This is a genomic window from Tumidithrix helvetica PCC 7403 (genome assembly GCF_965232925.1).
Taxonomy (GTDB): Bacteria; Cyanobacteriota; Cyanobacteriia; order Pseudanabaenales; family Pseudanabaenaceae; genus Tumidithrix; species Tumidithrix helvetica.
Map to the genome: position 1 here is coordinate 337,376 of NZ_CBDDRA010000002.1, position 22,396 is coordinate 359,771.

At 43.2% G+C, this 22,396-nt stretch carries 19 protein-coding genes; 3 read left to right on the forward strand and 16 right to left on the reverse strand.

Going from position 1 to position 22,396, the window contains the following annotated elements:
- Window positions 1-220 precede the first annotated feature (220 nt).
- Window positions 221-1,282, reverse strand: coding sequence for an acyltransferase family protein (locus ACP2WE_RS03350; RefSeq protein ID WP_425214168.1), 1,062 nt, complete (start codon window positions 1,280-1,282; stop codon window positions 221-223).
- Window positions 1,283-1,611: 329 nt separating this feature from the next.
- Here ACP2WE_RS03350 and ACP2WE_RS03355 point away from each other — a divergent pair, with 329 nt between their 5' ends.
- Window positions 1,612-2,595, forward strand: coding sequence for an IS30 family transposase (locus tag ACP2WE_RS03355; protein ID WP_425214169.1), 984 nt, complete (start codon window positions 1,612-1,614; stop codon window positions 2,593-2,595).
- A 29-nt stretch (window positions 2,596-2,624) separates the two neighbouring features.
- Here ACP2WE_RS03355 and ACP2WE_RS03360 read toward each other — a convergent pair whose 3' ends face one another.
- The 15 genes from ACP2WE_RS03360 to ACP2WE_RS03430 all read right to left on the reverse strand — a co-directional run bounded on the left by ACP2WE_RS03360 (window position 2,625) and on the right by ACP2WE_RS03430 (window position 18,605).
- Complete coding sequence (locus ACP2WE_RS03360; protein WP_425214170.1) at window positions 2,625-3,488, reverse strand: glycosyltransferase family 2 protein; 864 nt, start codon at window positions 3,486-3,488, stop codon at window positions 2,625-2,627.
- 84 nt (window positions 3,489-3,572) lie between these two features.
- Complete coding sequence (locus ACP2WE_RS03365) at window positions 3,573-5,459, reverse strand: N,N-dimethylformamidase beta subunit family domain-containing protein (protein ID WP_425214171.1); 1,887 nt, start codon at window positions 5,457-5,459, stop codon at window positions 3,573-3,575.
- 54 nt (window positions 5,460-5,513) lie between these two features.
- The gene (locus tag ACP2WE_RS03370) at window positions 5,514-6,725 is read right to left on the reverse strand and encodes a DegT/DnrJ/EryC1/StrS family aminotransferase (protein ID WP_425214172.1); all 1,212 of its coding nucleotides are present in this window, start codon (window positions 6,723-6,725) and stop codon (window positions 5,514-5,516) included.
- Window positions 6,718-7,692 carry an NAD-dependent epimerase/dehydratase family protein gene (locus tag ACP2WE_RS03375; RefSeq protein WP_425214173.1) on the reverse strand — a complete coding sequence of 325 codons (975 nt, stop codon included), beginning with the start codon at window positions 7,690-7,692 and terminating at the stop codon, window positions 6,718-6,720. Before ACP2WE_RS03375 ends, ACP2WE_RS03370 begins: the two co-directional genes overlap by 8 nt.
- Entirely contained in the window at window positions 7,682-8,392 is a 711-nt protein-coding gene (locus tag ACP2WE_RS03380) for an acyltransferase (protein ID WP_425214174.1), read from the reverse strand. Before ACP2WE_RS03380 ends, ACP2WE_RS03375 begins: the two co-directional genes overlap by 11 nt.
- Window positions 8,392-9,486, reverse strand: a complete 1,095-nt coding sequence (locus ACP2WE_RS03385; protein ID WP_425214175.1) for a DegT/DnrJ/EryC1/StrS family aminotransferase — start codon at window positions 9,484-9,486, stop codon at window positions 8,392-8,394. The genes ACP2WE_RS03380 and ACP2WE_RS03385 overlap by 1 nt, the downstream gene beginning before the upstream one ends.
- Complete coding sequence (locus tag ACP2WE_RS03390; protein ID WP_425214176.1) at window positions 9,483-10,523, reverse strand: Gfo/Idh/MocA family protein; 1,041 nt, start codon at window positions 10,521-10,523, stop codon at window positions 9,483-9,485. The genes ACP2WE_RS03385 and ACP2WE_RS03390 overlap by 4 nt, the downstream gene beginning before the upstream one ends.
- 21 nt (window positions 10,524-10,544) lie before the next feature.
- Entirely contained in the window at window positions 10,545-11,069 is a 525-nt protein-coding gene (locus tag ACP2WE_RS03395; protein WP_425214177.1) for an acyltransferase, read from the reverse strand.
- A 216-nt stretch (window positions 11,070-11,285) separates the two neighbouring features.
- Window positions 11,286-11,714: a hypothetical protein gene (locus tag ACP2WE_RS03400; protein WP_425214178.1), complete on the reverse strand. Its 429-nt coding sequence runs from the start codon at window positions 11,712-11,714 to the stop codon at window positions 11,286-11,288.
- Between the two features lie 209 nt (window positions 11,715-11,923).
- Complete coding sequence (locus ACP2WE_RS03405) at window positions 11,924-12,814, reverse strand: WecB/TagA/CpsF family glycosyltransferase (protein WP_425214179.1); 891 nt, start codon at window positions 12,812-12,814, stop codon at window positions 11,924-11,926.
- Window positions 12,815-13,790: 976 nt separating this feature from the next.
- Window positions 13,791-14,978, reverse strand: a complete 1,188-nt coding sequence (gene mltA / locus ACP2WE_RS03410; protein WP_425214180.1) for a murein transglycosylase A — start codon at window positions 14,976-14,978, stop codon at window positions 13,791-13,793.
- Window positions 14,979-14,992: 14 nt separating this feature from the next.
- Window positions 14,993-15,883 carry a heavy metal-binding domain-containing protein gene (locus ACP2WE_RS03415; protein WP_425214181.1) on the reverse strand — a complete coding sequence of 297 codons (891 nt, stop codon included), beginning with the start codon at window positions 15,881-15,883 and terminating at the stop codon, window positions 14,993-14,995.
- A gap of 72 nt (window positions 15,884-15,955) precedes the next feature.
- Complete coding sequence (locus ACP2WE_RS03420; protein ID WP_425214182.1) at window positions 15,956-17,155, reverse strand: heavy metal-binding domain-containing protein; 1,200 nt, start codon at window positions 17,153-17,155, stop codon at window positions 15,956-15,958.
- 9 nt (window positions 17,156-17,164) lie between these two features.
- Complete coding sequence (locus ACP2WE_RS03425; RefSeq protein ID WP_425214183.1) at window positions 17,165-17,554, reverse strand: hypothetical protein; 390 nt, start codon at window positions 17,552-17,554, stop codon at window positions 17,165-17,167.
- A 211-nt stretch (window positions 17,555-17,765) separates the two neighbouring features.
- Window positions 17,766-18,605 carry an alpha/beta fold hydrolase gene (locus ACP2WE_RS03430; protein WP_425214184.1) on the reverse strand — a complete coding sequence of 280 codons (840 nt, stop codon included), beginning with the start codon at window positions 18,603-18,605 and terminating at the stop codon, window positions 17,766-17,768.
- A gap of 320 nt (window positions 18,606-18,925) precedes the next feature.
- Between ACP2WE_RS03430 and ACP2WE_RS03435 the strand changes: the two genes are divergently transcribed.
- Together ACP2WE_RS03435 and ACP2WE_RS03440 are read left to right on the forward strand one after the other, a co-directional pair.
- On the forward strand, window positions 18,926-20,161 hold the full coding sequence (locus tag ACP2WE_RS03435) for a response regulator (protein ID WP_425214185.1): 1,236 nt from the start codon (window positions 18,926-18,928) through the stop codon (window positions 20,159-20,161).
- A gap of 622 nt (window positions 20,162-20,783) precedes the next feature.
- Window positions 20,784-22,049 carry a response regulator gene (locus tag ACP2WE_RS03440; protein WP_425214186.1) on the forward strand — a complete coding sequence of 422 codons (1,266 nt, stop codon included), beginning with the start codon at window positions 20,784-20,786 and terminating at the stop codon, window positions 22,047-22,049.
- Window positions 22,050-22,396: the final 347 nt, after the last annotated feature.

The window sequence follows — 22,396 nt, forward strand, 5'->3', positions numbered from 1 at the left end:
AGTTTCGCTACGTACAATCGTTCTTCATCTGATAATGACAAAAATACCGTTTACTACTTCGCAAAAGTTTGTAGTGACTGGGCTACATCATTCTAATAGTTTTGTCAGAATGAGAAATGAGAGCACTGATTTACCACTCTGCGTCTGATAAATTAGTATTATATGCTTGGAGTACCTTTTATGGAATAAAAATAATTCTTCATTAGCATTTATAGTTTTTTTAGGTGCGATCTTGAATTCTTAAATAGGTTCTTAAACTTTTGAAGTGTAGAAAATGGGAACGCAAATACTCTACTACTAAAACTGATAACATTGACATGACCATTAAAAAGACAAATATTAAAGGAGACCATTTAGGGAAGTAAATAATATCTTGGAAGTAGTAGTAACAAAAGAAGGAATGTACAAGCCACAGAGGGAAAGAGGATTTACCTAAGTACATAAATAATGGAGATAAACATAGTATTTCCACTGCTCTAATTGAAAGATATATAAAAAATGGCACAACTAAAAAATCATACGTGGCTTCAATACCTTGATATTTAATCCTAAGGATTAAGCAAATTAATAGGCAAGGAAAGACAAATATCCATCCATATTCATCAAGGTTCCGGATAAAACGGCTTGAAAAAAATTTTGACTTAGCGCATATTAACCCCAAAGCAAATGATGGTTGCCAAATAACAAAGCCGAGTTGTTTGTAAGGATCTATTTCAGGAGATATTTTGATACTAAAAGAAAATAGGAATAGACTTACTAATAGAGTCAAGATAATATTTTTCTCTGTGAGCTTAGTATAAATGGGGAACAATAGAACAAGTGTGACTATAAACATCCGAACAAACCACCATTCTCCGTTGTATGTTGACTCCCAACCCAAAAAATTCTTCAAGAAAGTTATTGGTTCAGCAGAGTAACGGAGTTGGTTTGAGCCCCAAAGACGTACTTGTTTAAAGAAAATGATTCCAATGGGTACAAAAACTAGAAAATATAGCCAGTAAGTTAAGTAAAAATCTTTAATTTTGACGAATGAATAGCGTAAAATTGTCTTTTGAGAGCGACGATAACCTAAAAACAATCCATAGCCAGATAAGAATAAGAACATTGACACGCATACATTCCCAAATGTTCCTATGTAATCCTCTACCTTGAAAAAGGGTACTAGAGGAATAAAACTATTACCATTTAGAAGTCTATCTTTGAAAGCATATAAATGATGTGCAAACATCAAACAAATTGCTACACCTTTGGCAGTATCAGTTTGGTTCTTTGTAAATTCCATAAAACTCCCTGATGGCAAAATCACCTAAGAGCAGTTTGAGAATGCAAGAAAGCTCTCACAACTATAATCTGAGTAATAAAAAGTTGCTGAATCATGAGAGCTACGACGACATTACCATATCCCACAGATCTGACTAACGACCAATGATACTTGCTAGCTTACTTACGGTAGTGTTTCAATGTTGAATTGATAATTTTGAGTCTTAGCTCTGTCGCATAAGTTTGGCTTAACTTCGCCAATTCAAGGATGAAATGCAACACCTAGAGATCTTTGCGTAAAGGGACTCATAAGGATAATCTGATGATAATCACAACAATCAGGAAATCCTCATGAGCTTTACCCATCTTACCACCTCAGAAAGAAGCGAACTCTATAAACTGCGAGTAACAGACAACTTATCGATGTCAGAGATTGGTCGCCGCCTGAATCGAAACAAAAGTACGATATCAAGAGAACTATCGCGCAACACAGATGAGCGCCACAGAGTCTATTTACCAGATACGGCGGCGGAGAAGATGAAAACACGCCGCAAACAAGCAAAGGTGATATTCCAGAGTGTCAGTGCCAAGACGATCGCCGAAGTAAAACAGCGATTAGAGCAACACCACAGCCCAGAACAACTGGCAGGCAGGATGAGACTTGAAGGATTAGCTAAAATTAGCTATGAGACGATCTATCAAATGATCTATACCAACCATCAACAGATGGGAATATATCAACAATATCTAAGGCAAAAGCAGAAACAGCGGCGACGGAAAGGACGGAACCAAAAGCGAGGCGGAATCCCAAATCGGATCGGAATTGAGAACCGTCCCAAAATCGCGGATTTAAAGACAGAGATCGGACATTGGGAAAGTGATACCGTAATCAGCTGCAACCACACTGGTATTGTGGTTACGCATGTTGACAAAGCATCAAAGTACTTACTTGCAGGTTTAGCGAGAAACAAGACGATGGCAGAAATAAATAGAGTAACAATCAAACTATTTGAGCCTGTAAAACCAGCATTCTGTAAGACGATGACATTTGATAATGGAAGAGAATTCTGTGGACATGAGAAGCTATCTGAAAGCTTGAAGCTAGAGACTTTCTTCGCCAATCCATATCATTCATGGGAGCGTGGATTGAATGAACATACAAATGGATTAATTAGAGAGTTCTATCCCAAAAGCACAAACTTCAAAATCGTAAATGGAGAAGACTTTCAGAAGGCAGTGGATTTAATCAATCACAGACCGAGAAAATCTCTTGACTATCGCACCCCTTACGAAGTATTCTTTGCTTCATCAGACCCCGTTGCATTTCATCCTTGAATTGGCGCTTTTCTATTCTCAAACAGGCTTTAAGTTCGGACTAGTTGTCGAACCTTGTGATAAATAGTTTTGAAACGAAAGGGCCACCATAGAAGAGATAGGATCTGATAACGTCGGGCAGAATTCTGATCGCCAGCTGATTGATACCTTTCAGCAATACTTCGATAATGGTGAGCCACTGTACGTGGACCCAATTGCTTGACGTTTTCGAAAAAATGCTTATTGAATACTTGCCTGTAACCTTGAGCCTCGCGAAGCATGTTTTTAGATATGTTGTCATCACCACGACAATCATAGATAAATGTAGGCTCTACCACGAAACCAAAAGAATAATATTTTGCTAATCGGATTACCGTATCCCAATCCTGATAAGAAATAATTTGTTCGTCCAAATAGCCAATATTCTCAAGTGCTTCCTTGGCAATTAAAAGTCCCGAGAATAAGGGACCAGGACAATTCAAAAGATCGCGGTAGACGTGACCATGCAATGGCGTAACTCCATAAGCAACCATGCCTTTACCCTTTCGCAGAACTTCGCATTCGGAATGTACAACTTTCACTCCTTCACTTCGAGCGACGATCATTCGCACTTCCAGACTATTTGGAGTAAAATAGTCGTCCGAATCCAAGAAGGCAACCCATTCGCCTTTGGCTGCCTGAGCACCAGTGTTTCGAGCTGCCTGGGCACCTCGATTAGTCTCATGACAAAAGTAACGGATTCTGTGGTCTTCTTTTGCAAGTAATGCAACAACTGATTCTGTGTCATCTCTAGAGCCATCATCAACTACAAGAATTTCCAAGTCTTGATGGGTTTGCCCCAGAACACTTCTCAGAGTTTTCTCGATTACGTGCCCACGTTTGTAAGCAGGGATTACGACAGATATAAGGGACATATGTGGGGCATTATAAAAGATGAATAACAGCTTTTTTTTTGTTGAGAAATCAATCAGTCCCTCAACGCTTTTTACTTGTGTGAGTTATGCTACAACAATATGGGCGGATGGAGTTTGAGGTTTAACTCCCATATCAGCAAACACATTAACTGCAATTTGTTGGGTCCGAGAATCAATACAAGGAATGGCAACTCTTGTTGGACTATCTAAGCTAGGTTTCAAAAGTTTTTTCATCGTTCTCAACCAATTTTTAATCTTTCTTAGCCTACTACTGTTTTCAACACGAGGAGTGGTAACCCAGTCATTATCTAGGCCCCATACCCACTGAATAGAGCCGGTTGAAAAGACTTTTGCACCACTCACAGCAGTATATCGTACGGCATTTGAGATCGCCGTATTAGTTCCTGGCGGCACTTGTGGCTGTTCGCCTAAAAATTGCACAGGTGATCGCGATAAGACAACTAGTTCAGTTGGGGTAGACCCGTTGTTTAGCAAGCCATCCCATTCATAACCCACTAAGCCTGTAAGTTTATCTCCATTCTTGAGTCCGGTATTTGCATAGTAAGGATCCGAAGCATTACTGACTACATAATCAAAGCCATTGAAAACATTATTGGCGCCCCAATCTCCTATGTACCCAACTCCCAATAATTCATTCTCCGGTCGATTGACCTCAGGACTGCGGAACAGCGTAGTTACTGCATTAGGGTTTGTTAGAGCAATAGGATCGAGTGCTTCACCTTTACCAATTCCTGAAGTATCCTTATACACAGTCATTACGCGATTGGATTGTCCGCTACTGGAAGCTTCAAATCGGACTTGCCAGTAGGCAGTGTTAGCTGAAAAGAAAGCTAGGTTGATACCATTATCTCGAGCTTTTTGGACATTATTGCGCTCATCCATTGACCAGTACTCATCGTGACCAACTGAGAGAAATATCTTCTGGGAATACAGTTGTAAGGGATTAGTACTCACATCTAGATTGGTGTAATAGGAGACATCATAGCCCTGGGATTCCAACCAGCGCGTCATATTGTACTCCCAGGTCAACATATTGTTGAACTGTTCTGAACCAACATCAGCACCATACTGGAAGGGTCGATCGAAGGAGACTTGGTAAGCGCGGGTGCCACCGATACTGTTAAAGTCGTAGACGCTATAACCGCCGTTATTGTTGTAAGCAGCAGCTGTGGTAATGGCATCCTGGAAACCCAAATCTGCTGGGCGATTATCATCACGCAACACAAACTGGATGTAATTTTGCTTCCCCGTTCCGCAGTCAGTCAACTTCACCAGATAAAGACCTGTAGTCCAGTCATTGTGGCTTTGCAGGATATAGGAAGTAGTCCATTTGTATTCAACCAGTTTGGTACTGGCATTTGTAATGGTTGGACTCGCTTGAGTCACTCCATTGAGTCCTGCAACACTGGCGATTAACCTACCTCCCTTTCCGTTGTAATATCCCAAGCGATACACATCAAGATTGTACTGTCCGACCTGAGCTAAGGAGATTTTCAGGTTTAGCACTTGCCCTATGTTGATACTGGTTGCATCCCCATATCCAGCAATCTCATTGTTAGTCGCTACATTTGAAAGCTTCCAATCTGTTATCCCTAGCTTTTGGTTCTCTAGGACAATCGCATTTTGCGCCGCGACAGGCACTCCTGAACTGGCAACGTATTTGCTGCTGCCCAATGAATCGGCGAAGTTTGCCAACATCCGCACCTGCTGTCCGATTAAAGATTCAGCCAATGTTAGAGATCGCGCTGTTTCTCCAACAATATCGATCCAACTGCCGTTTTCTGAATGTTGCCATTGGTAGTTAATGGTTATTCCTGTAAAACTCAAGCCATTATTGTCGAATAGACTAGCAACTAAGGTGTGTCCGACTGTAGCACTACCCCTGAGTAAAACAAGACAAGTACCTTCTTCTTGCCAACGATTGAGTAAATCAGCAGAGATTTTATCCATAAACCTTAGCAATGTAAAACTGCTACTCTCCTCATTAATTCGCGGTTAGTTGAATTAAACCTTCATTAGCCTTAGATTGGCTTCAAAAGCCTTACCGACATATTCTTGCTCTTGATCGGTCATTTGATGGAAAAGGGGTAACAGTATGGACTGTTCTTGTGCTATTTCACTCTCTCGTAAGCGATCGCAACTTCCTGTTTTACACTGACACTTTTCTTTAGCAACTCCACAAGACCAAGCTTCAATCTGATATGCAGGTTCACGATGAGCGCACATAATCCCCCGTCGTGTGCTAATTCCAGCATCTAACATTGTTTGCATCACTTGGCGTTGGTCGTACTGTGGAGATAAGCGGATACAGTAACTTTGCCAGTTACTCTTTGCCCAGGTTGGCTCTGTTGGTAATTTTAATCCAGTTATATCTGCCAACTGATGGTGATATCGTTGCGCTAAATAACGACGGCGTTCCACAATTTTCGGTAGGCGTTTGAGTTGTTCCCGTCCGACTGCTGCCTGAATATCAGTCATGCGGTAGTTGTAGCCCAACATGGGGTAGGACTCGAATATGACTTGTTTTGCCCCGTGACGCACAGTATCAGGTACACTCATGCCATGTTGCCGCAAGAGTCGAAACTGGCGATCCCATTCAGGATTAGCTGTGGTTAACATGCCACCATCACCCGTTGAAATCACTTTACGGGGATGGAAAGAAAAGCAAGCGATATCAGCGTGAGGCTTACCAATTTTTTCCCATGCATCATTCCAAAGAATCTCACTCCCGATCGCACAGGCAGCATCTTCAATCACAGGTAAATTGTGCTGGTGGGCAATTTCCAAAACCGCTTTAAGATCGCAAGGCATCCCAATTTGATGAACCACTAAAATGGCGCGAGTGCGATCGCTTATGGCATCCGCAATTAAAATTGGATTGATGTTGTAGGTTTGCGGATCGATATCTACAAATACTGGAACCGCGCCACAGTAGCGGATACTATTGGCAGTCGCAATATAAGAATGACTGACTGTAATCACCTCATCTTCAGGCTGCACGCCAATAGTTAAAAGAGCCAAGTGCAGCGCTGTGGTGCAATTAGAAACAGCACAAGCATATTTTGCTCCTACATAAGTCGCAAACTCTTGCTCAAACGCGGCAACCTCTGGTCCTTGAGTAACCCAACCAGACAAAATCGCCCGACTAGCTGCTTCCGCTTCTGGTTCGCCCATCCAAGGTTTAGCGATCGGAATATTTTGCAACTTGTTAGACATTGCCTGCCTCCTTTGCTAACTTTTGTTCGCGCCACCAAGTTACGAGCTTGCGCAGACCATCTTCTAAAGATACCTCTGCCTCAAAGCCAAGCAGATGCTTGGCTTTAGTCACATCTGCAAGTCTTCGAGCTACAGGATTCACTTTACGCTCTTGACCGTATTCTGGCTGCAAATCCGATCCCATCACCCTAGCCAGACTATAAGCCAAGTCATTTAAGCTAGTTTCGACACTGCTAGCAACATTAAATACTTCATCCGTGACATCGGCTTTAGCCGCCAAGATATTTGCTCTAGCAATGTCCTCAATGTATACAAAGTCCATTGTCTGTTTACCATCACCGAAAATCAATGGAGGTTGACCTGCAATAATGCGTTCCATCCACCGAATTAACACCTCGGTGTAGACACCATAAATATCCATACGCGGACCATAGACATTGAAGTAACGTAAGGCTACATAATCTAGTCCATACATATCATAGAAGCTGCGTAATAATGCTTCATTAAAAATCTTGGTAGCGCCGTAGAGAGTACGGTTATTGTAAGGATGATGCAACTCAGTAGTTGGAAATTCCTCTGCCATCCCATATATTGATGCGGATGATGCAGCAACTACTTTTTTCACCTTGGCTTTAACTGCGGCTTCCAGTACATTATAAGTACCATCCGCCATCACTTCTAGTGCTAGACGAGGCTCTGCAGCACATTGGGTAATGCGAATTGCAGCTTGATGAAAGACAACGTCCACACCTTGCATCACCTCATCTAGAAGTTTGAGATCGCGGATATCGCCTTCAACAACTTTGACAGAGCCATTTTCCTTTGCCCAAGCTAGGTTCGCTATCTGTCCGCGCGTAAAATTATCTAGAAGGATAATTTCCGCAACTTCTTCTTTAACGAGTAGGTCAGCAATATGGGAACCAACCAGACCTGCACCACCAGTAACCAATACTCGACTATTTTTCATATTCTGCAATGTTTCCCAATGATTGATATCCTTCGCGCCAGCGTAAAAATTTAGCAGGCATTCCTGCCACGATCGCATAAGCAGGTACGTCTTTAGTGACAACTGCTCCAGCACCAACAATACTGCCTTCGCCAATTGTTACGCCAGGGAGTATAACTGCATTCATACCAATATCGGCTCCAGTTTTAACTTTGACCGATTTGATTTCTAGGTCTGTTTGGATAATGGGAACGTCAATCGGCAATCCAGTGTGTGTGGAACCTAGTACTTTTGCACCTGGTCCCCATCCCACGTAATCTTCAATAATCAGATCGCGAGCATCAAAGTAGCTCTGCGGACCAATCCAAACATGGTTGCCAATACAACAAGTACCATCAAACCGACCTTGAATATAGCTTTGAGATCCAATAAATACTTGATTCCCAATCTCAAAGGTCTCAAGATGTTTGAAGCCTACCCCATTGCCAATCCGAACGCTATGTCCAAATCTACGTGCAACGGCACGCCAAACAACACGCCGCATTAGCCCATCAAAGTCGCCATCGCTTGTAACAAAGCGCGAGTACAATTCCATCAATCCATCCTTGCTGTACTGATGAGACAAATACTTTGCTAGTTCCACTTCATACTCTGGATCTGGCTTTAACTCTTGCGAACCATGTACAGCTTGAACGATCCTAGTTTTAGCTGATTCAAACATTAAATTCTCTCACTCAAAGCAGTACTAACAATTTTTAGTTGATCTGGGGAGATCTCTGCATACATGGGCAGTGAAAGTTCTTGACTAGCTGCAACTTCAGAACAAGGAAAGTCACCAAGTTTATATCTTAGATCGGTATAAGCTGTTTGTAAATGTACGGGAATGTGATAGTGAATACCTGTTTGTATTCCTTTTTCATTGAGCTTCTGTTGCAGCGCATCTCGATTTTGGGAACGCACAGCATAGACATGGTAAACATGGTAGCTATATGGCATTGCGATCGGCGTTTTTACGCCTGAATTTTTCAATAGCTCATCGTAAAGTGCTGCATGGGATCTACGTGCTTCCGTCCACCGATCTAAATAGCGCAATTTCACACGCAAAATTGCTCCCTGAATACCATCCATGCGGTAATTATAGCCCTTGAGAACATGGTGATACCTTCGTTCCTGCCCCCAGTCACGCAACATCCTCATCGTACTTGCAAATTCGGGATTGTTGGTAACTGCCATGCCTCCTTCACCATAAGCCCCCAAGTTCTTACCAGGGTAAAAGCTGAAACAGCCAATATCTCCAATACTTCCTACCCGACGCCCCTTATACTCCGCCCTATGGGCTTGGGCAGCATCTTCAATCACAATCAAACCATGCCGCTTAGCAATCTCTAAAATTGGATCCATATCTGCTGGTTGACCGTACAGATGCACTGGCAGAATTGCCTTTGTCCGTTCGGTTATGGCTTGTTCGATTTTCGTGACATCTATAGTATAGGAAACTGGATCGATATCCACGAAAACAGCCTTGGCACCAGTGTAATCAATTGCTGCCACGGTAGCAACAAAAGTGAAGGGTACGGTAATTACTTCATCCCCAGAACCAATACCCGCAGCTAACAGTGCTAGGTGAAGAGCGCTAGTTCCCGTATTTACCGCAATGCCATATTCTGCATTGCAATAGTTAGCAAACTCCTGCTCCAAAGCAGTCACCTCATCCCCCAGAACAAATTGGGTACTTTCCAAGACTTTCAAAACTGCAGTATCGATTTCATCTTTAATGCTGAGGTATTGAGCTTTCAGATCTACAAATGGAATCACGCTGCTACCTCCGCTAAGTCTAATTTTACTAATTGGCCTTGTTGCTTGATCGATTTTGTCGCAGCTTCGAGAATTCTGACTACGCGCATTCCTGCTTCTCCATCGGTGATCGGGCGATCGCCTGTTTCAATGCAACGGATAAAGTGTACTCCTTCTGTTCGTAGAGCTTCTGTCATATCTAATTGTGGTGCCCACATATCCCCTGCACGATAGCCAACGAGCATCTGGTAAACGCTTTCTTCAGCATTGGTACTGAGCGTAATGCCCTTGTCGTACACCTTAACCTTCTCACTCGGTTCTAAGTCATCGAAGACAATCATCTTACGACTACCACCAATTAGAGTACGACGTACTTTGACAGGTGCTAGCCAATTGGCATGAATGTGAGCGATCGAGTTATCAGCAAAGAACAATGTCAAGTAGGCAATATTCTCCATACCACCAGGAACGTGGCTCACACCAGTAGCTGAAACCGCACAAGGCTTAGCTTGCAATACATAATCCATGATTGATAAGTCGTGAACTGCCAGATCCCAAAGAACGTTAACATCGTGTTGTATGAGTCCCAGATTGACGCGCACAGAGTCATAGTAGTAGATACTACCTAGTTCTCCACTGCTAACAAGTTCGTGCATTTTACGAACTGCACCTGTATAGACAAAAGTGTGATCGACCATCAAAACAAGCTTGCGCTTTTCCGCTTCGTCGATTAGCCTCATAGCCTGCTCAGTTGTAACAGTCATAGGCTTCTCAACCAGTACGTGCTTACCCGCTTTCAATGCCGCCAGTGCCAGATCGAAGTGAGTAGAAACTGGCGTAGCGATCGCCACCGCATCAATTTTTGGATCTGTAAAGATATCCTGACACCTCGTCGTTACCTGTATTGTTGGATAACGTGCTTGTACTTTTGCCAGCAATTCTGGCTTAAAATCACTGACCGTTCGCACCTGCGCTCTAGGAATCTCTGAAAAGTTTCGAACCAGATTCGGTCCCCAATAACCATAGCCAATAATCCCAATATTCACGTTATTTTCCATAGGTTCCGCTAATAATTGTGCTTAATTTGTTCTACTATCTGAACTACCGTTGACCTCTGATAAGACTTTACTATGGTATCTAACATCACCAATAATTTTGGCGGGGACTCCTGCAACAATGGCATGAGCAGGAATGTCCCTCGTCACAACAGCTCCAGCCCCAACAATCGCTCTTTCACCAATTGTCACTCCTGCTAGAATAGTGGCATTACTGCCAATCGAGGCAGAGCGCTTTACTAATGTCTTGACTACAGTCCAATCAGACTCCGTTTGCAAACTACCATCTTCACTTGTGGCACGTGGATAAAGGTCATTGGTAAACATAACTCCATGACCTATAAACACTTCATCCTCAAGTATGACCCCTTCACAAAGAAAACTATGGGAGGAGACTTTGCACCGGCTCCCAACAGTGGCATTTTTCTGAATCTCCACAAATGCCCCAATCTTGGTCTCATCACCAACAGTACACCCATAGAGATTGACAAGACTGGGATGAAAAATTTTTACGTCCTTTCCCAAATTGACATCATTATTTACTGGCATTATTTAGTGTGCCTTATCTTTATCTTTATTTTTACTAAAGCTGAGGTTGAATATTGGCAGTCAATAAACTACTTAAAAGTACTATATCAATCACCCTATTTATAAATGCTCTGGAGTGGGAAGTTAAGCAGCGATCGCTTTTCTTGTACTCTAACAAAACTGTAGGAGAAGGCGTGATGTATATATGTAACGAATAATGAATATAGAAAGAAGCACCTAACATACAAATTGGAAATCACTGATGCCCCCGCAGCCAAGCATCCGTGCATTTCTACGCGTAAACTCACCCACAGAAGAATTCCCGTCAGGGTCGATTACCCCTGTGACATACTGCCAGAGATCCCTCGGGGCAATCTCAGCTTTAAAAGTGCCATCTTCATTCTTCCGAATGTGATACCACTTGGTTTGCTGGCACTGCTCGCACCAAAAAGCCTCTACCCATTCTCCCTCTAACGGTACTGCCGTTCGAGTTGCTACTAACAGTAATGCATTTTGTTTCGGGATCCCTCTTTGCTGTAGCTGCTCTACCCGATCGGCAAATAACGGATATTTTCGACTGACGCTATCAAGATGACATCCATGGATTGGACAGTAAATAGCCCGTCGTTTCGATCGCTTCCGATTTCGGTCACACCTGTTCTGCAATTCGACCTCCCACATTCATAAACAGAGAAAATGGGAGGACTACGTTGGAGAAACTGAGATCGATAAAGACCATCAAAGCTCGCTCCTAAATAACTAAGTAAAGTATTCAGCTACTGAAATGCAATCATCCCAATTTATTTTTAGCGTTGCTGCTAACCAAACTATATTGACTCTAAACTGACTATAAGGAAATGGAGCCTTTTCCATCCTTATTTCTTTAGCTTTTTAACCATATTAGCAAAAAACGATGAAGTCTCAGAGAAAAATTGTCCAACCTTACTTCTAGACATCGCAAATGTTAGAAGTTGCTTCAGTGCTAACCATAGAAAAACTGGATTTGTGCTAGCGTAACGCGGCCAAAGACGCTTAGGCTCTTGGCAGAGGCGATAAAGCCACTCAAGCCCAGAATGGCGAATTGGCTTAGGCGCACGTTTGAGGACACCAGCGTATAAAGGAAACGCTGCTCCTACGCCAATCATAACTGCTTGAATCTTGTCACGATGTTGCGCGATCCAAAATTCTTGTTTGGGACAGCCCAAGGCAACAAACAAAATGCCTGCGCCACTAGCATTGATTCTCTGCACCGTTTCTGCATCTTCATCGGCAGTGGCAGGACGAAAGGGGGGAGCTTCCATACCAGCTATCTGCAACGTAGGAAAGTTATACAGGAGACGTTCGCGAATCTTATCTAGTACATCAGGCTTTGCACCCAAGAAATAGAGACTCACGCGATCTTCAGATGCCTGTTGGCAAACAGCTTCTAGAATATCCATGCCAGCGACGCGTTCAGATCGCGTCGATCCCAACAGTCGCAGCATCCAAACCAACGGCATGCCATCTGGTGTGACTAGATCGGCATGCTCTAGCACATCCGCTAAGCGAGCATCTCTTTTCGCTTCAATCAACATGTGCACGTTAGCAACGCAAACTACCTTACTCAGCCGCTTCTTTGCCCAAGAAATCATCAGGCTAATCTGCTCGTCAAATGATAGGTCAGTTACGGGCGAGCCAATCAAATTTTGAACTGAGTGAGGCATCTCTACAGTGATGTCCCTAGGGGGGGGTGACAAATATGTACTCGGATTACCAATAGCCATCATGTTTTTAATGATTAAAATTCATGTAAAAAGCTAAGTCTCTTTCGGATAAAGCGTTCTGACTGTTTTAAGTCGAAGCTTAATTAATTCCTGTTTGAATTTCTCAATTCTATTTAAACTTCTCTGAGTCTCGAACATTCCTAAGATTGGATGAGCAAGATCAAATGGAATGTTTAACCTTAATTTTCCATGACAAATTAGGGGATAGAAGAATACCTCTACCCTGCTCGCTCAGAAGATTTACAACTAGGTCAAACTCCTCGTAAATCTGTTAAAGATTAAATATATTAAAGCCCTTAAACTAACTGAATCAAAACCTGCGTTGACAAACAGGCATTTTGGAATTATGGACCCAAAATCTATAACCTTTAGGCTGATACAGCCATAGAGGTAAAATAGAACTTCGAGTTGTGCAGATAATTTTACTCATCTTCAGCTAGTTTTTACAACTAGGCGAAGTTATACAGAAGTTATACAGGCGAAGTTATACAAGTTATACAAAAGTCTTGTCTCAACAGAATTTATACTAAAATTCACATGGAATTTATATGGAATCTCAATCTCTAAAAGGATTTTGCTATGATTTCGACAGAATTTCGATGGGATAGTAAAGTTTATCCAAGATTTATAGAGAATAATTCCATTGAAAAGATTTTAATAGAATTCCAACAGAAGTTATACAGAAGTTATACAGAAGTTATATCTCAAAAGAATTTATACTAAATTCACATGGAATTTATATGGAATCTCAATCTCTAAAAGGATTTTGCTACGATCTCAACGGAATTTCGATAGGATTTATGCAGAATCAGAACTTTATGGATAACTAAAAGTAATTGGGAAGCATTTATATCGAATTCAATGCGAGGGATGACTATTTGCGATATCCACAAAAAGGTTTTTCAGGAAGGCGGTTTCAGATCGAAGGTGCTGCTACAGAGATTCAAAATACCGATCGCTGACAGATAATACCTGCCTCTCATTTCTTGAGTACGAGATAATATAGCTCACCGTCATATTTGATCAGTCCTGCCCGTTGTTTTGGCACTTCTCCAGTGCCCATAAAAATATCAACCCGTCCTGCTCCCTTAATTGCGCCGCCCGTATCTTGATCGAGCACAAAGCGGTTGACAGGGCGAAATTCATAGGTATTAGTAACGGGGTTTAAAAAGGGGAGTGGCGTGCGAATCAGGGCGATCGCACCCGCAGGCATAATCGATTTATCAGTGGCGATCGATCGCTCCGCCGTTACAGGTACGTTCAAGCTACCGATCGCAGGGCTACCATTGGTCTCGCGAAAAAACACAAAACTCTGATTGCGATTGAGATACCCAACCAATTCTTGCGGATGCTTTTGGAAATATGCCATTAAGGACTGCAAAGTGACATCCTCTAGACGCATTTTGCCATCGCGCACGATCGCCGCCCCAACGGAGGTATAGGGACGATCGGTTTTCCCCGCAAAGCCCACGGTGATTAAAGAGCCGTCATTCAAAACCAGACGGGCTGAGCCTTGAACGTGGATCAGAAATGCCTGAAAGCGATCGCTGAGCCAAGCAATTTCCGAGCCTGCTAAACGTTTGCTCCCTTCCAACATTTCTCGGGTGGGATGGGGGCGTTCCCAATTGCTAAAATCTGGGGGCAAGCGATAGATGGGATATTGAAACTCCCCATTGCGGGTGCGACTGGCTTTATAGACGGCTTCGTAATAGCCAGTAAACTGTACTGTGCCTTTGCGATCGAGTCCAATCGATTTATGCAGGTCAAACTCTTGCAGCACGGCTTTTTGCAGTTCTACAGCATTGGGCGAAGTTTGCACCAATTGCCGAAATCGGATGAGGCTGCGTTCCATACGATCGCGACTAATCTCACCGACAGGATAGCGATCGGCAGCCTTGGGCGTGCGAATGTATTGGATGCTATAGTCAATCGCTTTGAGAAGTTGGGCGCGATCGCAGTCAAACAGATCGTCCACCAAGCGATCGCTGAGGGGATTGATAGCTTGTTTGGGTAAGGGTACGAGCACCTGAGCTAATTTTGGAATTCCTAAATTCTCTTGTTTATTCTCTTGTTTAGAATCCTGTAAAGGAACTTGCGTGGTTGCAAGACTAGGCAACCCAGCCAAGAGAATTCCCAAACTCAAACTGAAAATTTGTCCGTTGTACATAGATAGTTCTTAATTTAATGACCGATCGCAGGAGGAGGCGCAACTACAGATATGGATGCGGGTGGATCGTTGAGCGAAAGCATCAACTGGGGTGTCTGAATCTGGTGATCGTCCCGCGTAGGCGTGACTGCGGTACCGATCGCAAAAAACTCAATCACATGGGAACTCCAAGCATATTGATGCTCTTGGATATTTGCCCCAATAATCCCCTCAGCTTGGAGTTGAGAGGCTTCATCCTGCATCCGTTCCATGGCGATTTCGCGGGCATCATAGAGGGCTTGCGTGAAGTTAGGCATTTCCACATTTCTGCCAATCGTTCTAAACCATTGCCCCAAGCCTTGATAGGCGACATGATAGACGCAGTTGCCCATGACCAATCCCAAGGGACGATAGCCCGCTCGTAATAATGTCCAGAAGTCCTGTCCAGACAGGTCGCTCGTAAAGGGTTTGTTTTGGACAGTACGGTAAGATATGGCATGGTTGCGAGCCTTGACAGCCGTTCCGATCGCTACAAACTCCGCCATATTCGGTTCCCAAGTCATGTGTTTGGCAGTCAGCCGCACGCCCACAATGCCGTCAGCCCCGAGAGCCTCCGCTTCTTCTTGCATCCGCGTCATTGCCAACTCGCGGGCGTGATACATTGCCTGAGAGAGGGTAGTCATTTCCATATTTTGGTTGATCCCTGCCCACTGAAACCCAATGTGATACATGGAGCAGCCCACCACCAAACCCAAAGGCTCAAACCCAGCCTCTTTAACCAAGAGAAACTCATTCACAGAAAGATCGCTGGTAAACAAATTGCTCTGCTTGCCCCCCTGCTGCATTCTGGTCATTCGTTCTTGGGCGTGGGGTGGCAGATCGGAGGCGATCGCAGGACGTGGAGAATTGGGTGGTTGGTTTGTCATATCGATAATTTTGAGAGAATCTTAAAGATAGTTTTAAAGATAATTTGGGAACGATGATTCAATCGCGATCGATTAAGAGCGCTTATTCAGGGGGGAAATCAGAAGGGTTTTGCCGATCGGGTTTTGCTGCGGCATCTCATCATCTGGCTGAATTGCCGTACCGATTGCCACAAAATGAACGAGCAGATCTTTGCAGGGACCAACATTGCCGAGAAGGCTATTCAGGATGCTTGTCAAAGTTGAAATCAGGAAGAGAATCACAGGAATAGCGAAAACACCTCCAGACTTAAGTAACGGAAAAAGTAAATTCATCAGTGAATTCATCAGGGGAACGATCGCCTTAGAATTCCCAGAAAATATAGCGATAAAGAAGGAGAGAAACAAACCCATGAAAAAGAGTTGGAATAGCAAACCCCAAAGCGACCTAGGTTGATAAACGAACACCTCTTCCTGCGCTTCGATCTGCATGCCGACGGCTCCTTCCGCACCCAAGAGCTTGACATCTTCGGTCAATCGTAAAATTGCCAATTCGCGAGCATCTTGAAAGCCCTGGGTAAATTGCACCACCTCTTGATTTTGTCGTCCCTGCCCAAAAACGCGATTCCAAAAAGAAGCGTTCGTGAGTTGCCTTGTGGCGCGATCGCTATGCACGTAATAGGAACAAACGCCAAACACCAGCCCTTTAGGATGATATCCCGCTTGGTGGAGCTGCCAAAATTCTTGACCGCTTAAATCGCTCGTAAAGGGATTTTGCGCGGCAGGAAACCCAGGCTTGCGAATCGCCGTTCCGATCGCTGTAAATTCCATCACACCAGGAATCCAAGTTTTGCGCGACTGCTTCAACCGCACCCCAATTACCCCATGACTGCCCAAGAGGGCGGCTTCTTGCTGCATGCGCTGCATTGCCAGTTCCCGCGCCGCAAGTTGCGCTTGGGTCAAAACTTCGACCTCACCTGTGTAATTGCGATATCCCCAAAAGTTGCGGTAAAACCCGATATGGTAAAAACTCGTGCCCATGACTAACCCAATCGGGTCAAAACCCACCTGTCGCACCAGCAGGTATTCATTCGTGCTGAGGTCGCTCGTAAAAAACGGCTTGCCTGTTTGTTTGCGAATCCGAATTTGTTGGTCAAGTCGATGCTTGGCGATTGCAAATATATTTCCTGTCTTGATATGGGGGGTGGCTACGATCGGGCGCGATGGAGGTTTGCGAGTTGGCTGCTCGCGCGATCGCGTCTCGATCGCAACCCAAATTTTGTCGATGAGTCCCATAGGATTTGTCTACCCCCCAATAAATTGGTTTAAGCCATCGCGAACTTCCGTACTCTGTGCTGCCAACCGAGCTAGGGCTTCCGCAACTTGACGATTCCAATCTGCGCTTGTAAGCTCAGTGGTTTTAATCTTAACGCCACGCACCACCTTGATCGCCCGATTTGAGAGCGCACCGTATGGTTCGCGACTCACTTGGTAATGATAATCGTCAAAGCAAAGCGTCACCGTTTGAATGCTCCCCAAGCCAAACCAACTGCGCTGGACTTGTGTATTTCTGGGTAAAGCACCTTTTAATTTTTGAGCCAACTGTGTCAAGAGGGCATCTGTATCTCCGCGATCGAGGGAAAGTGAGGCAGCTAACAGATCTACAGAAAAAGCTAGATTAAAGTCGTCGATCATAAAAAATTATGGGGCAAGGAGAGAGATGTTTAGGGGCACTCTCACCGCTCACCTTAACAATCCCAAGCGCTTCTGTCCAGTGGTGGGGAATACTTACAGGAATTTGGTAGTGCTAAAAACATAAGAATTCGCATAGGGCTTTAAGGGCTGAACTATAACTTGGGGGCTTATCCCCAAAAAATAAAATCAGAAATAATATCCTTAATCCCACTTATGGCGCAAAATGCTTGTCTAGCCATCGGTCGATATCCATCAAAACCTGCTCGGGAATTTCCCAAGGCAAAAGATGGGCAGTCTGGGGATAGCAGATATATTCGCAGTTAGGCAAGCGTGAAGCAGTGTCGTAACTTGAGGCAGCGGTGATGTGGCGATCGCATTCACCAGCCAACATCAAACAGGGAATCACAATCTGCTCTAGATCTTGTCTGCGATCGTAGCCTTGACGGAGGGCAGCCGAAAGGGCTTGCGTGGCAGAACGCGAGGTTTGCAGAAAGGCGCTAGCGCCTTCATGGGCAATGCGATCGTAGGCAAAGGGCGTATGTTGTTGAATTAAGTATTTCAGCAGCGATCGCTTACCGATTCGCTCAGTTACCCAGTGCCAATGGGGAAAAACTAACTTACTTAGGACAGCCAAACCCGTATTGGCATATTTCCACCAAGTCACGCTTGGCAAACTACTCTGAGGACGCGCCGCCGTAGCAATTAAAATCAGCCCAACCAGTTGACCCGTAGCGAGTGGATCGGAGTCTGTGGCAGAGCGAGATGCTTGCAAGGCTAACTCGAGTGCCAAAATCCCCCCCAGCGACCAGCCTAAAATAATATATTTTCCTTGCTGCTTTTTTAAGAGGTCGCTCAGATCCTCCACATGTACTTGCATGGAAAAAGATTGACGATTTTTCGATTTGCCATAGCCTCTCAAATCGGGTGCCGAGGTTTTTAACCCTCTATTGTTTAGGTGTTCGACAAATACAGTCATCGCTGCACCACTACCAGGATGACCATGTAAGCAAAGAACAGACAAATCTTGTAATGATAAATTTTGTGAAGACATACAGCCCAAGCGATCGCCCAAGATTTCTACTTGCCCTCAGTTATACTAAAGCAGACTCGCACAAGCAGTTAGCTTCACATAACATAGCTACAAAATATGATGTTTGGTGTAGCTATATATATTGTTTAGGGCAGCAAGGAGTTAAATTTGGTATATTTCTCATACTCATTACAAGCAATTAAGTTATAACAACTTATTGCTTGCGCTCCGAGTCTCACACGACGCATTAGGCTATGAGATAAAGAATTTTTCTAGCCCTTTATCTTAAAAAAGTTACGTTTTTCCAATTTGTTCAAGCTCTTCCTTACCGCAGTTCAGCAATGTCTCAGATCCCCACAACATTTAACAGTTATGAAGAGCCTGCTGTTACATCTAACACCCTAGGTGGTCAACTTGACATCGTTGGTATGGTTCCAGCAGGGCAGGTTGTTACAAACATGACACTCAAAAGCTTGTTGGCAATGCTCCGCCTCTTACTTAATTCCACAGGCATTGTCAAGGTAGAAACACCACACCTGAGTTGGAAAATTCTGATGTATGGTGGCAGTATCGCCATGATTGAAGAGAAGGATGAATTTTTACCAACGCTATTGCGTAAATTCAAAATCCAAAAAATTAGAGCCTTGGCTCAAGTTGAGTTAACCCAAAAACAAAGCAATAGCTATCAGCTTTATCAACTGATCAGCCAGATCTTTGAGCAAGATCCTGAATCAGTGCGTCAAGCATTAAAAGAGATCTTATTCGAAAATTTATTAGCTTTATATTTGGAAAATAATTTCGCTTTTGTTTGGCAACCTGCACCAGCACAAACTCAAATTTCTTTACCAATTTGGCAATTTTCTGTTTTAGAAGATGCCGCAACCCGTGGCGTACAACAATGGGAAAAATTTAGCTTCGTACGGCATCCTTACCAAACTGTACAGCTTTTAGATGAAGAGCATACGATCGCTCATGTTCCCCTGTTTGCTAAGGTGACAAAGGGTAAACATCGTATCAGTGAAATAGCCGATCACTTTAAGCAGCACATTTCTCGAACGGCTCTAAAACTTGACAAACTGGCAGAAAATCGTTCGGTCGCAATTTTGCCACTACAATCTCGGCAACCCCAAAGAGAACTTATCGATCGCGCGTTTCAAGAGAATGACGAGATCGCCATACCCCGCATTCTCGTTGTCGATGATTCGCCTGTCTTGCTTAAGCAATTTGGGGAATTATTAAAAAGTTGGGGCTATCAAGTTAATCTTGTCAATCAGGCTGCTACTGCCACACAGCAAATTTTAGAGTTCAAGCCTTCTGTTGTATTTATGGACATTAATATGCCAGAAATCAATGGGTTTGACCTGATTAAACAAATTCGGCGGCAACCTAGTTTAGCTTCAGTCCCTCTGGTTTTGGTTACTGCTGAAAACAACATGGCAAATAATTTTAGAGCAAAGTGGGCTCATTGTCGTTTTTTAGCAAAACCTCGCACTTCTGCGGAAACCCAAGAGTTTCGAGAACAATTGCGGACACTATTACGCGAACTTGCACCACTCCCAACTGACCCAATTATTTGAGGGGTGCAACTTCATGATTTTCACTACGGCTTCTATAGCAATCCGATCTGATTTGTGAGAACAGAAAATGCTCGTAGAGTTCATTTCACCAAACCCTATCTCACGATTGATTTAGGATTGCTATAGGTCGATCTACCGATAGTTTTTATAAATCTCTTGTTGTATTTCTGGCGAGCTTATTTGTGTTTGTAGGCAATTTGTACTATGTCCAACAAAGCTAAGCAAAAAAATTGTATAAGTTTTTTAAGTTCGCTTGTATCTAACCAACGAAAATCATTCATAAAACCTACTGGTCTTATGAGTATCTTGCCTATAATTCAAAACCAGTGAAATGTTCGCAAGATGTTTCTCAAAAAAGGATTGCAATCGTCAATTTTAATAATTAATTAACCTACTAATAAAAGTTATAAAAAATTTGTAGTTGTTTAGGCTTTTGATGATGAGCAATCGAAATATTAATGATAAAAAGCTTAAAAATATTCGATGGTTAGGACAAAATCTATAAACTAAAAAAATAATTTAAATTGCATAAGATAAATGAAACGATGCATTGTATCCAATAAAACCAAAGTAAGAGGCATTTGATTGATAATATCTAAGATGCGGTCAATGATAAATTGCAATGATCTATCTTTCACAAGAAGAAGTACTTAGCCAACCCGATGCGATCGCCATGTCAAGTACTCCTCAAAATTTGGGAAATAGTCTCAGTACTGTAGCTGACAATCAGGTTGTTTCAGGTGCTACATTACATATCCTCCTTGCCGCCATGCGCGTGATGAGCCGCTCAGTAGGTATTTTACATATTGAAACTGCCTATCATCGTTGGAAGGTTTTGCTTAAAGGGGGGGGCTTAGTACTGATCGAAGAAGAGGGGCAGATAATCCCTACACTCGTACGAAAATATGCGGGTAAAGGGTTACAGTTTTCTCGCGTACCAGACTGGGAGAAAAAACAAGCAAATCGTCCTTTTTGTTTTCCCTTTGTTACCCAAGTCTATAAACGATATCCCGATCACACAAAGCAAGTACTTCGAGAGATCATTTTAGAAAGTCTACTGGCTTTACACCTCGAAGATAAGTTTTCATTTGTTTGGAAACCTATAAACGACCTTTCGATCGATCTGCCAATTTTGCAGTTAGCATTACTGGAGGGTAATGCCAGTGGAGAAGCCAAACAATGGCAGCAGTTTCAATGTGTCAAACATCCTTACCAGCAGGTTCAACTTTTAGACGCTGCAAATTTACTCGCAAGGGTCGGCAATGATAATTTCCCGCTATTTGCCAAAGTCACTACGGGGCAACATCGCATTAGTGAGATTGCCGATAGTTTCAAACAACCGCTATTTCGTACAGCACTATTACTAGATAAGTTGGCTCAAAAGAAAATAGTTTCAATTTTGCCGCTTGCAGATCGTCAATCTGCCGAGAAATTAGGCGAAATGGGTGGCTTAAACCCACCTTCAGAACCTAGCGCAGGGAGCCATGAGCCCAAAATATTTGTGGTCGATGACTCGCCTGTGTTACTGCGACAATTTCGACAACTACTGAGCGGTTGGGGGTATCAAGTTAATCTCACCGATAATTCAGAGCAAGCAACCGATTTAATCGTTGCCTACGAACCAGATGTTGTCTTTATTGACATTAATATGCCCGGTCTCAGCGGATTTGAATTAATTAAGCAAATCCGTCGCCAACCCCAATTAGCCGTACTGCCTCTCGTACTAGTAACTGCCGAGAATAGTATGACCAATAGTTTTCGAGCAAGGTGGGCAAGTTGTCGCTTTATTGCAAAGCCCCGTACTTCTGATGAGACTGAGAAGTTTCGCGATGAGTTGCGGACGCTACTGAGAGAGATTGCCCCTTTATCTACAGATAAGTTAGTTTGACCTTAGCAAATAATATCGGTCAATCAATTTAGAATATAAAAAGGATAAAATTTAAATATAAAAGTCAGGGTATTCGTGTGGGATAGTAGCAGAGTAGTTACGATAGCCTCGTTATCATGAGTTAATGCCCCATAGTTCTGCAAAACTGTACCTATTTTTGTTAATTCACAACCATTTTTAAATTTAGTTAACTAATGTAAAGCGGAGGGCTTAAAGCCGTTACCCCTAAATTTTTTTAAAGCAGGCAAGCAACTCAGAATCTGAGGGGAGTATCGCTCATAACCCTAGCTAGATAACAATCAGAGGTAAAACGGTCTGGGTAACAATAGTTATTTAACTAGCTACCT